At 40.5% G+C, this 12,465-nt stretch carries 12 protein-coding genes; 10 read left to right on the top strand and 2 right to left on the bottom strand.

Annotated elements, in window-relative coordinates:
* The first annotated feature begins 339 nt into the window (after nt 1-339).
* Nucleotides 340-780 carry a helical membrane plugin domain-containing protein gene (locus BN1765_RS17705; RefSeq protein WP_050616354.1) on the top strand — a complete coding sequence of 147 codons (441 nt, stop codon included), beginning with the start codon at nt 340-342 and terminating at the stop codon, nt 778-780.
* Between the two features lie 46 nt (nt 781-826).
* Complete coding sequence (locus BN1765_RS17700) at nt 827-2,005, top strand: NAD(P)/FAD-dependent oxidoreductase (protein ID WP_050616353.1); 1,179 nt, start codon at nt 827-829, stop codon at nt 2,003-2,005.
* 136 nt (nt 2,006-2,141) lie between these two features.
* Here BN1765_RS17700 and BN1765_RS17695 read toward each other — a convergent pair whose 3' ends face one another.
* Complete coding sequence (locus BN1765_RS17695; RefSeq protein ID WP_050616352.1) at nt 2,142-2,567, bottom strand: universal stress protein; 426 nt, start codon at nt 2,565-2,567, stop codon at nt 2,142-2,144.
* A gap of 268 nt (nt 2,568-2,835) precedes the next feature.
* On the opposite strand from BN1765_RS17695, the gene BN1765_RS17690 reads away from it, so the two are divergent.
* A complete protein-coding gene (locus BN1765_RS17690; RefSeq protein ID WP_050616351.1) occupies nt 2,836-3,264 on the top strand; it encodes a MarR family winged helix-turn-helix transcriptional regulator in 429 nt (142 codons plus the stop codon).
* 18 nt (nt 3,265-3,282) lie between these two features.
* Nucleotides 3,283-4,506 carry an MFS transporter gene (locus BN1765_RS17685; protein WP_050616350.1) on the top strand — a complete coding sequence of 408 codons (1,224 nt, stop codon included), beginning with the start codon at nt 3,283-3,285 and terminating at the stop codon, nt 4,504-4,506.
* A gap of 339 nt (nt 4,507-4,845) precedes the next feature.
* Here the strand turns inward: BN1765_RS17685 and BN1765_RS17680 are convergent, their stop codons facing one another.
* Entirely contained in the window at nt 4,846-6,915 is a 2,070-nt protein-coding gene (locus BN1765_RS17680; RefSeq protein WP_050616349.1) for a cation:proton antiporter, read from the bottom strand.
* Between the two features lie 574 nt (nt 6,916-7,489).
* Here BN1765_RS17680 and BN1765_RS17675 point away from each other — a divergent pair.
* The 6 genes from BN1765_RS17675 to BN1765_RS17650 all read left to right on the top strand — a co-directional run bounded on the left by BN1765_RS17675 (nt 7,490) and on the right by BN1765_RS17650 (nt 12,391).
* On the top strand, nt 7,490-7,828 hold the full coding sequence (locus BN1765_RS17675) for a YisL family protein (RefSeq protein WP_050616348.1): 339 nt from the start codon (nt 7,490-7,492) through the stop codon (nt 7,826-7,828).
* Nucleotides 7,829-7,964: 136 nt separating this feature from the next.
* Nucleotides 7,965-8,822 (top strand): STAS domain-containing protein, encoded by an 858-nt coding sequence (locus tag BN1765_RS17670; protein WP_050616347.1) that lies wholly within the window; start codon nt 7,965-7,967, stop codon nt 8,820-8,822.
* A 140-nt stretch (nt 8,823-8,962) separates the two neighbouring features.
* Nucleotides 8,963-9,553 carry an MEDS domain-containing protein gene (locus tag BN1765_RS17665; RefSeq protein WP_050616346.1) on the top strand — a complete coding sequence of 197 codons (591 nt, stop codon included), beginning with the start codon at nt 8,963-8,965 and terminating at the stop codon, nt 9,551-9,553.
* Between the two features lie 161 nt (nt 9,554-9,714).
* Nucleotides 9,715-10,695: a 2-hydroxyacid dehydrogenase gene (locus BN1765_RS17660; RefSeq protein WP_050616345.1), complete on the top strand. Its 981-nt coding sequence runs from the start codon at nt 9,715-9,717 to the stop codon at nt 10,693-10,695.
* Between the two features lie 173 nt (nt 10,696-10,868).
* Nucleotides 10,869-11,495, top strand: coding sequence for a TetR/AcrR family transcriptional regulator (locus BN1765_RS17655; protein ID WP_050616344.1), 627 nt, complete (start codon nt 10,869-10,871; stop codon nt 11,493-11,495).
* Nucleotides 11,492-12,391 (top strand): class I SAM-dependent methyltransferase, encoded by a 900-nt coding sequence (locus tag BN1765_RS17650; RefSeq protein ID WP_050616343.1) that lies wholly within the window; start codon nt 11,492-11,494, stop codon nt 12,389-12,391. Before BN1765_RS17655 ends, BN1765_RS17650 begins: the two co-directional genes overlap by 4 nt.
* The last annotated feature ends 74 nt before the right edge of the window (nt 12,392-12,465 follow it).

Here is a 12,465-nt window from a genome sequence, read left to right as displayed (position 1 = left end):
TGCGAAGAGAAAAATGGGCAAATAGCTTTACGTCAGGCATGTGTAGGTATAAGCTAAAGGTAGGATTAATTATTTGAATATATTTAACTGATTTTACTTTCAAAATGTTTTTCTAGAATAATTTTTGGGTATGGATAAACGACCATTTCTTAAAAAGAGTAAAAGCTTTTTGATTGTAGAAAACTGTTTTTTAATTTATTATTTCTTTTGACTATTTATAGTTTGAAAAATTTTCTTGAATGTATGTCTTCAAGAACTAAATGAATGGCTTGAAGGCGGGGGACCTTTTAATACCCCAAAAAATAAGTAGAACTACTTATTAGTAAAGGAGAATTGGATATGTCAGAAACAGTCACTCAACCAAAGTCTGAACAAGAAGTGGAACAAAAAACTTCAAATCAAGAACAGCAAGACGTTATCGATCAGCTATTACAACCCGAGGTTCAACAATCATTGACTGCGTTAGTAGAGCAGTTGCCGAAATTGACTGAGCTTATGGACATGTTGACTAAGTCTTATGACTTCGTACAAGCAGTAGCGAAAGACGAAACGTTAAAGAGCGATACTGTCGGTGCCATCACTGAAATTGTGGAACCTGTCAAAAATTCCGTGAAGAAAGTGGCAGCTACAGCAATCGAAGCTAAAGACCGTGCTGAGGCAAGCTCTGAAGTTGTAGGTCTTTTTGGTCTGTTAAAAATGATCAAAGATCCACAAGCTCAGAAACTATTCCGTTTCTTGAATGCTTATCTTCAAATCAACGCAGAAAAAAGCAGCAAGTAATTAGGTCTTTTTTAACAATCTATTAGCGAGGACGGAGGATTATACTATGTCAAAACATATTGTCATATTAGGTGCTGGTTACGGCGGTTTGTTATCCGCTTTAACTGTGCGTAAATATTTAAGCAAAGAAGAAGCAAAAGTAACTCTAGTGAACCAATATCCAACTCACCAAATCATCACAGAGCTGCACAGATTGGCAGGGGGCACCATTTCTGAAGAAGCTGTGACTATGCCATTGGAAAAATTGTTGAAAGGCAAAGATGTGGATCTTAAGATCACTAAAGTGGAATCTTTCAACGTAAACGATAAAAAAGTGAAACTTGCTGACGGCAATATCCTTACTTATGATGCATTGGTAGTGGGATTGGGAAGCAAAACAGCTTACTTCGGCATTCCAGGGCTTGAAGAGTTCAGCTTCGTGTTGAAATCAGCTGCTGATGCTAAGAAAATCTACAACCATATTGAATCTCATATCCGTGAGTATTCAAAAACAAGAAAACCGGAAGATGCTACCATCCTTATCGGCGGAGGCGGTTTGACTGGAATCGAGCTTGTGGGCGAGATTGCGGACAATATGCCTAAAGTGGCCAAACAGTATGGCGTAGATCCAAAAGAATTGAAAATCATGCTTGTTGAAGCTGGTCCGAAGGTAATGCCTATGCTTCCTGACCACTTAATCGAGCGTGCAATGTCCAGCCTTGAAAAACGCGGTGTTCAGTTCATCACTGGGGTACCGGTTACAGGCGTTAAAAACAACGAAATCGATCTTAAAAACGGCGAAAAAATCGTTGCTAATACATTCGTATGGACAGGCGGCGTACAAGGCCTTCCAATGATTGAAGAATCAGGGCTTGAAGTGAACCGTGGACGGGCTACAGTGAATGAATTCCTGCAATCTACATCCCATAAAGATGTATTTGTTGTCGGCGACAGTGCAGTAGTCTTCAAAGAAGACGGCAGACCACAACCGCCTACAGCGCAAATCGCATGGCAAATGGGTGAACTTGTTGGCTACAACCTGTTCGCTTACTTGATGAATAAAGACATGGAAGTATTTAATCCGGTTAACTCTGGTACACTTGCAAGTTTAGGACGCAAGGATGCAGTTGCTTCTGTCGGCGCAAGCAATACGTCTCTTAAAGGCTTGCCTGCATCTATGATGAAAGAAGCAAGTAATATCCGTTATTTGTCCCATATTAAGGCGTTATTTGCGCTAGCTTATTAATCTATTGAATGAATCACTGGAAAGTCCCAGCAATTTGGCTGGGACTCTTTTTTTATGCAGTAAAAGATGGATTTCGCCTAGAAATTAGTTTAAAGGTAAAATTTTTATCGCTAAACTTTTTTATATATTAGTATAGTTATTTGATGATAAGAACTGGACAATGGACATGCTGTGAGACTTTATGGCTTACACCGCCAAGCACCATTTCTTTTATGTTTCCGAGTCCACGGCTTCCGATGACAACCAAGTCGGCTTGCTCTTGTTCCGCCAGTTGTATAATCTGTTCGGCTGGATCGCCTTCCACGTATTTGGCTGAAGGAGTGAATCCCTCTTCCTCGGCCTTCTGCTTTGCTTGTTTGAGGATTTTTTCACCGGCTGTACGCACAGCATCGTACACATTCTCAGCTGAGGGGATAATCATTGTCGGGGGCATAACAACGCTCCTACCTACATGGACAAGCAGCAGGTCGGCCTGTTGCCACTTAGCAAGCGATAACGCCGTGTCCAGAGCTTTGTCACTCATAGGCGAACCATCTATGGCTACCAAAATCTTATTAAACATTCCTTTTTCCTCCCAACTATGTAAAAGCCATATAATTGTATACCCTTTCGGCAAATCACGAAAACGCATTGACGATTGAATCTATATGGCAAAATAATAAAGAAATATCCATTTGTAGAACAATAAGTATGAAGGATCACCTGGCCTAATTGAAGGAGCTGAAAAGAAAAAATAGTTTGTATGCATATTATTTCCTATGAAAGAATATAGAGCGTATAATAGGTTGGAGTCTTTTTTGAACGAAAACGAAGAAAGGAGAGTGGAGGCCGTGTTAAAGGATGATATCGGTTTTATGGCAACAACCACTGCGAAGATGCTTAAAGCCTTCATCAGCCAGGAATTAAAGTCTTACCATATAACAAGTGAGCAATGGACAGTGCTCAAGCAATTATCCTTTGTCGGTGATTTGAATCAAAAAGAATTAGCGATTCGGACGGATAAGGATCAGGCAACATTGACCAAAATACTGGATTTGCTTGAACAGCGGAATCTGTTAGCCCGGAAGGCAAATCCGCATGACCGGCGTTCTTACCTAGTTGAAATAACAGAGCAGGGCAAGCAGGTGGTGGATGAGGTTCTTCCCTTCATTGAAAACCTGTACCAGTCGATTTTGGCTGGAATATCTGAGGAACAGCTACATGATTTCACCTGCGTCCTCGAACAAATGAAGAATAATATTGAACAAATGAAAAGTTGATTATGAATTCATACATTTATGAAAGAAGGATTTGGATTGGAACAACACGAAATATCGAAACTATGGACGTGGCAGTATATTGTCACGATAGGAACTACTTTTTTATTTTTTCTTAGTTTTCAAGCCTTATTGGGAGGTTTTCCGGTATATGTGACGGAGATCAGCGGCAATCCGTCAAAAGGGGGAATAATGACCACGGCGTTTATGTTGGCCGCTATTGTCTCACGGCCCTTCGTGGGAACACTCATTCAAAAATTTAATATGAAGGTGACGTTGATTGCCGCTCTAATTCTCGGAATCGCAACGATTATCATTAGCTTTGGCAAGGAAGCGTATATGCTTCTAGTGGCAATCCGGATTGTCCAAGGGTTATTATTCGGCATTATAACAACGTTGCTCGCCACAATGGCCACTAATTTAATTCCAATCGACCGTATCGGTGAAGGAATCGGCTATTTTGGGCTGGCGACAAGCTTAGGGACCACATTTGGCCCGATGATTGCCATCTCTATTCTCCATACTTTTCCTTTCAAGAATCTCTTGCTGTTTATCATCCTGATCACATGCGTTACCACAATCGGAAGCATTTTTATTAAAAGTGAAAAGAAGGAAATGGTTGCTGCTTCGGCACACAAAGTTGAAAAGCAATCATTCTGGAGCAACGCATTCGATAAAAGAGCGCTATTGCCAGGTATTTTAGTTTGTCTATTCTATATTACTTTCTCGGGAACGGTTAATTTCATTGACGGTCTGGGAACAGAAAATCACCTTGGCGGAAAGGTTTCACTCTTTTTCTTGATCGTGGCAGGTATGCTTGTGCTGACACGGCCGTTTTCAGGCAGAATCTATGATCGGTGGGGCCATAAATACTTGGTATACCCGGCAGGTGTATTAGGTGTAGTTGGGTTGATTACCTTATCATTCTCGCACCATATTACGATTTTGTTTATTGCTGCCGTCTTGTACGGGATTGCCTATGGCGTTATGCAGCCGACCATGCAGGCTTGGGCAGTAAGCCGTGTAGGACATGGCAAGGCTGGGACAGCCAATGCGATGACCTTGAACTTCATGGATCTTGGCATGGCGATTGGTGCCGCTACTCTTGGCCGAGTGGCAGCAGGAGTCGGTTACAATGAGATGTTCGGTTTATCAAGCATCCTTGTGGCAGCTATGCTCGTTTTTTATTTACTCCGCAAAAAAGAACAGAAAACGGTGTTCGCTGAGAATATAAAATCAGCTTAAACATCTGTTCTTGACTTTAATTAGGCAACTAAAAAGGCATACCCTATTTTATATGACAAATAGGTTATGCCTTTTTTTAATGTGAAACATCTGTCTGTTGCAGCCTAGAATACTGGATAAGGCACTCTAATGCAGCTTGTTAAAATGCCGTTTCATAGGAGTACAGGAAAATGTATATGCTGCTCTTCTTTAAACCTTCATTTATCAATCAATTGCTAGTAGAAATAAAATAGCATCTATCCAAAAGCTATGTACACTCTAATCAGGATTCAAACAAAGATTGATTCTACTAGCATAGAAAAGAGAAGCTATAAGTGCGCGGCTTCTCTCTTTTCTGGTTCATTCCCCGATATAGAGCATTTCATCGTACACGAGATTTTCTCTTAGTTTGGAAGCGGTATTGGCCGTGATTTTTTTATCTTCAATCATATTTTCAATAATATCCCGTCCTATTTGTGTTGCCCGCAAATGGGCGCGGTTTAGTTGCATTTGATAGTTGCCGTCTTTATCCTTGCGCAGAGTCATCTGTTTAAGGAATCGATTGTAGCGCTGCATGACCAGAATGGCCTCCTGGCGGTTTTCATCGGTCATTTTCTTTTTAATGAAAGATACAGCGCCTCTGGCCGCCATGATTTGGGCAAAGCGGATGCTTCGAATCTCCTCGCTATATTTGTTCAGTGTATTCTTGACTTTTGTTTCATACCCCTTTTTCCATTTCCGGTTAATCCGGCGTTTGAACACCCAGAGAAGGAAAATGGATTTCAACTTCCGCATTGGCGATTTTTGCAGGAACTGAGTCGTTTTGGTCAGGTACACCGTATAAATCTTCAAAACAGAGGCAGAAATGCGTCCGTCCTCCACCAAGTTTTTGACAATTTCCAGTTCCTTCTCGGAAGCTTCAAATGTTAATTCCTTAATAATCTTTTGGTCCGGAGCTTTAGCAGGGCCGGATTCCATATCAATCATTTTTTGATGCAGTTCCCGGATCACTTGTTGCACGGCCATATTAGATCCATCTTTGGTTTCACTGGCGAGTTGATTGATGGTGGCCTTGATCATGGTTTTAAAGGCATCGTCAGTATCCAAGTATTTGCCTTTCACCGTGTTTTCCTTTACAGCCAGCAGTGGCAGGATCAAAGTAGCTGCGAGCAAGCTGATCAATATGACGCCGGCCACAATGAACATAACGATGTTCCGCATTGGAAACTCATGGCCGTTTGGCAGAATGAACGGTATGGAAAGGGCAGTGGCCAAGGAAATGGTTCCGTGTATGCCTGAAATAGCTGTCACAAATGCATAGCGGCCGCGCGATACAGGTTCGCTTCCCTCATCGTAATCCACAGCCACTTGACTAAGGTTGATGAAAAACAGTTCGAGCGGCGGTTTTCTTTCTTTAATGAAAATACCGTGGAGCATATACACCCACAGGTAGCGCAAAATGAATAATCCAATAGCAATCAGGAAAGTAATTCCTATGATGACACCCATCGTTATTTCCGGATCTCTTTTTAGCCCCGTATATACTGAAGGCAGCATAAAGCCAAGCAGGGTGAAAACCAGTCCGTTCAAGACAAAGGATACGACAGACCAGAAATGGTCATTGATGAATTGCAGCTTGGTGGTTGTACGCTGAAGACGGTCCTTTTCGATGCCGTGAATAATTCCAGCTGCCACAACTGCCAAAATCCCTGAAACACCAATCTCTTCTGCGAGAAAATAAATGAAGAAAGGCGTGATGAATTGGATCACAATCATCATAGTGATTTCTTCAAGGCCCAAGTTGCGGATAGCCAGGCGGAATTTTACAATCAGATAGCCTAGTAATAGCCCGAGAAGAAGGCCGCCTAAAGAGACGAACAGAAAGTTCAGGCTGGCTTCCTTAATTGAAAAGACGCCTGTCAATGCAGCGGCCAATGCCATTTTGAAGGCTACGATGCCAGCCGCATCATTCAAAAGGGACTCGCCTTCAAGAATAGGCATAATATTGCCGGGGAGCTTGAGTCCATTTGTGATGGATTTAACTGCAACATTATCAGTCGGTGTAATGATGGCCGCAAGTGCAAATGCCACAGCCATTGGCATTTCGGGTATCAGTATATGGATCAAATATCCGCCAGCGAATACGGTAAAGAAAACTAGCCCGAATGCAAGAAGGAGGATGGGCGACTTCAAATTCCAAAATTCTCTGCGCGAAATATGGTTCCCCTCACTGAACAGCAAGGGAGCGATGATACAAATCATAAAGATTTCAGGATCAAAATCTAATTCAGTGGGCACCGGCGACAAAGATAGGATGACGCCTATTCCAATCTGAAAAAGAGCGAGCGGCACTTTAGGCCATTTGTTGCTCAAGAGGTTGGATAAAATAATAGCAACAAATAAACCCAGAAGTGTAATTAAAAAAGACATACAAAATCCTCCTTGGTTTTTATAAAAAATAGCTGATTGTAAATGGAACGATTATATGTAAAGGTTTAATATGTGTAACTTTTAATGGGAGGAGATTTTTCATTCATTCCACCGTGGTTATTCGTGGAACCAACCTACGTTCTTGCTACAAACTTAACCTCCCAAGTGCGCTTCTTCGAATTTCTCTTGTAGAAGCGAGATTTTAGCGACATTTTGAATGGGATATAATAGATTGTTTAAAGAATCACATATTTATATACCCAAAAAGTGTAAAATTTAATACGGAGATGATGGGTCAAATTTATTCATTTGATGAAAAAGAAGTTAAAAATAGTAGAAAAACTCTAACTATATAGTATACCAGTTTACAACAGATAGTAAAGAAAAGGGTTTAGATAAAAATGGTATCCATTGGAATTCTGTGCTCAAAGAAGATAAGACTGCCTTGGAGAGTAGAAATTTGATTGTTAGGAAGAGTTTATGTTATTTTGAAATAATAAAGGGTATAGCTTATATAGTATGGTACATATCCAATCAAAAAGGACAACGATGACCTTAAAAGGGGGAAAATGAGATGTTCCATCTATTTAACAGTTTTCATGCCAGCTCTTGGGCTATTCTGCTGGTTGCTTTCTTTTTGACCTATTTCCTAGAAAACAAAAAGATCATGAGCATCATTTTGCGTTTGTTTTATGTGGTAATGCTGGTATCCGGAATTGGAATGCTGACAATCATGGAATTTCCGATGCACTTTGTTGTTAAAGGCATTTTGGCGATTCTATTGATTGGATTAATGGAAATGCTGTTGGCACGCCAGAAAAAGCAAAGCTCGTCTCCTCTTGTGCTTTGGATTCTTTTCATTATTGATCTGATTTTGATCATTCTGCTGGGATACAAAGTGATCTCACTGTAAAAGGGTGAAAGGGATTGCCTATTTTTAACGGCAATCCTTTTTTGCTGCCCTGTAAGCAATCTTAGTTTCAAATAAATAGGGCATGGGTATATTGAAATCATCATTAGACGTTAATCAATTAAGGGGTATGGGACAAATGAATAGTGCAATAAGCATAAAAGGCGAAATGATGGCGCTTCGTAATTTTGAAGAAGCCGCAGACAGTATTATAAAGATGATGAGTTTATTTATTGATATAAATTCCTTGTTTATTGCAAAGAATGACAACGTGACAAACCATATTGTCAAAGCGTTGAATCAGGAAGAGATTTTGATTTCGGCAGGAGAGGAGTTGCCGTTCAAAGAAACGTTTTGCAAATTAAGCGTCGACTTCGGCAGGGATATTCTCATCATACCGGACATCAACCAAAGCGAACTGGCATGCCATTTGGATGTCACCCGCCGTTTAGGCGGAGGATGTTTTATCGGTATTCCGATTTATTATAAGAATGGAGAAAACTATGGTACGATTTGCGGGCTCGATTCGAGGCCGTTTGAGTTTACGGATAAGCACGTAGAACTCTTTAAATCAATGGCCAAGGTGTTATCTTATGTCTTAGAATTGGATAAGGCAAACCGTGAAATCCAGCATCTTTCCGCTCCGTTTGTTCCTATTACGAAAGGGGTCGCAGTGCTTCCGATTATTGGCGAAATGGATGATAAGCGTGTGGAATCCATCATTGCGCTAGCTTTGTCAAAGAGCCAGGAACTGGAGTTGGATTATCTGATTATTGATCTTTCCGGGATTTCACAAATCCATACGCAGACTAGTGACTCTTTATTAAAAATGGTCTCGCTGCTTCAATTGATCGGCGTAGAACCTCTGTTGACCGGGATACATCCATCAATGGCTTTGGATGCTGTCAAAGAGGATATACACTTAGGGGATATTCTTATAGAAGCCAATCTTGAACAGGCCCTTATACGCCTGGGCTTCAGTCTAGTCAAACGTTAGCATTCCATACATATCCGAACATGCTGGTTACGGCATGTTCTTTTTGCATATACAAGGGTTTTACATAGTAATAGCGAATGTAACTAATATAGGAACCGATTTAAGGCTACTATGAAATTAGATTGAGGGGGGAAAGCTCCGTGGAAGAAAAGATTATCCAACTATCTAATGACTATCAACATGCCGGCGGTATACATATCTTTTTTAATTCGTACAATACGGAACGTTACTTGGACATTGCAACAGACTATGTGAAAGTGGGGATCAAACAGGATAAGTATGTCATGCTGATTGAAAATGAGCGTATCTATCCGCTGCTCCTGCAAAAATTAAAGAAGGCGCTGAACCCTGCACAACTTGAAAGAATTCATTATATTAATAGCTTTGATTTTTATTTATACAAAAAGAATTTTCATCCCTCCACAGTAGTGGATTATTTCCTGCAAAAGCTGGCGCCTTATGTAGAAAAAAATGCAGCCATATGCTCGTGGGGGCATATCGAATGGAACGATAATCATAAAATGGTTGCGGTCGTCAGGGAGTACGAAGAAAAAGTAGAGAAGTTGGTTAATGACCTGGACATTATGGCCGTATGCGCCTACGACGGGGTAAGATTGCCCGCTCAACTGAAAAAAACGTTGCTTAACTGCCATAATGTCTACATGACAGATGATGATTTAATCTATCCTATTCGAACGGGCACTAAGAATTTTACTTCTAAAGATGCATGAAGACAAAAACATCCGGGCGGTCCAACTACTAATCGGCGGAGAATGAATACCCCCTGCTGTTTAACGTTTCACTTTATAGAATAATTAAATGAATCGTGCTATTCTAAAGGTAGTTTACATATTTTGCATAAACAACCAGATCGTGAAGGGAAGAAATTCATATGAAACAAAAAGTAATCGTTTACAAAAAAGTGCCGGCGGAAGTACTCGCCATGCTGGAGAAAGACTATGAAGTTGTTTACTTTGAACGCTTGGATGAATCTAATCAGGCTGACTTCTTAGCGGAATTAAAAAATGCGCATGCATTGCTTGGGGCTGATCTACCTGTTAATGAAGAACTTCTTAACGCTGCTCCTCAGCTAAAAATAGTCAGCAATATTTCTGTAGGCTACGATAATTTGGACCTGCCGGCAATGACAGAGCGTGGAGTGATGGCTACAAACACGCCGGATGTCCTGAACGATACGACAGCCGATACTATTTTTGGATTATTGCTTTCGGCTGGACGCAGATTGCCAGAGCTTGACCAGTATGTCAAAACGGGTAAATGGAAGGGTTCAGTGGAAGAAGAGATGTTTGGCTTTGATGTGCATCATAAAATATTAGGCATTATTGGGATGGGCGGAATTGGAGGGGCTATCGCCAAACGCGCCCATCTGGGATTCGATATGAAAATCCTTTATCATAACCGGTCACGCAATGAAGAAGCAGAAAAGAAATACGGCGCCGTTTATTGTGGATTGGATGAGCTTCTGGCGAAATCTGATTATGTATGTTTAATGACGCCGCTTACTCCGCAAACGGAGAGAATGATAGGTGAGCGGGAATTCAATTTAATGAAGCCTACTGCTATATTCATCAACGGATCGCGGGGGAAAACAATTGATGAACAAGCGTTAATCCATGCACTTCAACAACAAAAAATAGCCGCAGCGGGCCTAGATGTCTTCGAACAGGAACCGGTTAACCCGGATAACCCGTTGCTTGGCATGAAAAATGTCGTTACTCTTCCTCATATTGGCTCAGCCACGGCCGAAACACGCACCGCCATGAGCAGGATGGCCGCAGAAAGTGTGATCGCTGCTTTAGAGGGAAAATGTCCGCCACGTATCTTGAATGAAGGGGCGTATAAAGGATCATAGAGGCTTGGAAATTCTAGTATCAATCATAAGCTGCATTCCGAATTGTTCATTCAATGACTCGGGATGCAGCTTTTTGTAATGTATTTAAACAACGGCATAAGCAATAAAATGGCTCGAATATCATTTAGGGTGTATACTATGAGTATACTTTATATATTAGGGGTATACATTACATGAAAGAAAATATTATCGCCTTACATCAGAAAAATATTGCAAAGGGGGCTGAGCATTTATTTTTGGATAAAGGATTCAATCTAACATCAATCAGTGATATTTCCGAAACCTCTGGCTATAGTCGCAGAACCATCTATAAGTATTTTGAAAGCAAAGAAGAGATTCTATATTATCTCATTATAGAAGGCCTTGACCATCTCGTTCAAAGCATTGGCGATGCGATTGATTCTGAACAAAATTTCTTGAAAAGATATGAAGCTATCTGTGCATGTATGCTTTTCTATTACGAAAATTATGCCATATCAGCACAGTCGGTTAATCGGTTCCAGAGTAATGCGCCATTAAACATGACAACATCTGTAGAACGGATCTTTGCACTGGGAGTAAAGATAAATGAATACTTATCGATCTGGATAGAGCAAGGAAAAGAAGAGGGGATTTTAAAGGAATCCTTGGATGTCATGCCGACCGTATACATTTTATCAACCAATCTAAATGCCCTTTTTGAACTGGTCACCACAAAAGGAACCTATTTATTTGCCTCTCTTCATATGACAAAAGAACAGTTTTTATCTTATGGATACACGATGAATTTAAATAGCCTATTAAAGGAGCCTACAAAATGAAACAAAATGAGTCCAGTATGACTTCCCTAATCTCAAGTTTTAGTCGAGCCTATCATAGTGAAAATGATACACCTGTCATATTCGATGACTATTTAGCTAAAGAGTTGATTTCTGCTGAAGAATATAATCAAATTAAACAATTTATGGTTAATGGATTTTCGTTTTTTGCACCAGAATTAGCGGGGGAAATGAAGACGAACGATGATAAATTAAGATGGATCGTCCAAACACAGCTAGCTCCTACGCCGCTTGCACGAGCCGCTTATACAGAAAGAGTGATTCTCAATGAGAAAACATTAGGCTTAAAGCAATATGTTATTTTAGGTGCTGGCATGGATACGTTCGCATTCAGAAAAGGTGAAGGGCTTTCTATATTTGAAGTTGATCATCCAAATACACAACAGTTCAAACTTAGCCGGATTCAAAAAGCAGGTTGGGAAATGCCGAGCAATCTAAAAATGGCCGCAGTTGATTTTCAGAAAGACAATTTACAAGAAGCGCTTTTACAGGCTGGGTTTGATCCAAAAGCCAAAACGGTATTCAGTCTTTTAGGTGTTTCTTATTATTTAAACAAAGAAGAGTTTAAGAAGCTGTTAGGGCATTTGGAAGAATTGATGATTGAAGGCAGTTCCATCATTTTTGACTATGCAGATGAAGAACTGTTTCAGTCCGACGTTAAGCGAGTGCAAAATATGGTGGCGATGGCAAAGCAAAGCGGTGAATCTATGAAATCCGTTTTTTCTATAAAGGAACTTGAAAGAATGCTCCAAGATTCCAGCTTGTTAATATATGAACATTTATCCCCAGAGTTGATCCAAGAAGCGTTCTTCTCAGATAGAAAAGACGATCTAAGCGCTTTTGAACATATACATTACGTACATGCAGTGTACAAGTAAAACGTTTCCATATTTATCGGATACCATTTTTTCACGTTGCTGAAATAAAAAGTTAGCCATATGTACCTGTTGAC

It is taken from the genome of Bacillus testis, from assembly GCF_001243895.1.
Lineage (GTDB): Bacteria > Bacillota > Bacilli > Bacillales > DSM-1321 > Bacillus_AD > Bacillus_AD testis.
Note: the sequence above shows the minus strand (reverse complement) of the source record. Positions and strands in the feature narration are given on the sequence as shown.

Bases quoted from the DNA above. Each gene is read 5' to 3' on its own strand.
- BN1765_RS17680 (WP_050616349.1), bottom strand. From the start codon at position 6,915: ATGTCTTTTTTAATTACACTTCTGGGTTTATTTGTTGCTATTATTTTA.
- BN1765_RS17695 (WP_050616352.1), bottom strand. From the start codon at position 2,567: ATGTTTAATAAGATTTTGGTAGCCATAGATGGTTCGCCTATGAGTGAC.
- BN1765_RS17670 (WP_050616347.1), top strand. From the start codon at position 7,965: ATGAATAGTGCAATAAGCATAAAAGGCGAAATGATGGCGCTTCGTAAT.
- BN1765_RS17685 (WP_050616350.1), top strand. From the start codon at position 3,283: ATGAAAGAAGGATTTGGATTGGAACAACACGAAATATCGAAACTATGG.
- BN1765_RS17675 (WP_050616348.1), top strand. From the start codon at position 7,490: ATGTTCCATCTATTTAACAGTTTTCATGCCAGCTCTTGGGCTATTCTG.
- BN1765_RS17660 (WP_050616345.1), top strand. From the start codon at position 9,715: ATGAAACAAAAAGTAATCGTTTACAAAAAAGTGCCGGCGGAAGTACTC.
- BN1765_RS17700 (WP_050616353.1), top strand. From the start codon at position 827: ATGTCAAAACATATTGTCATATTAGGTGCTGGTTACGGCGGTTTGTTA.
- BN1765_RS17655 (WP_050616344.1), top strand. From the start codon at position 10,869: ATGAAAGAAAATATTATCGCCTTACATCAGAAAAATATTGCAAAGGGG.
- BN1765_RS17705 (WP_050616354.1), top strand. From the start codon at position 340: ATGTCAGAAACAGTCACTCAACCAAAGTCTGAACAAGAAGTGGAACAA.
- BN1765_RS17650 (WP_050616343.1), top strand. From the start codon at position 11,492: ATGAAACAAAATGAGTCCAGTATGACTTCCCTAATCTCAAGTTTTAGT.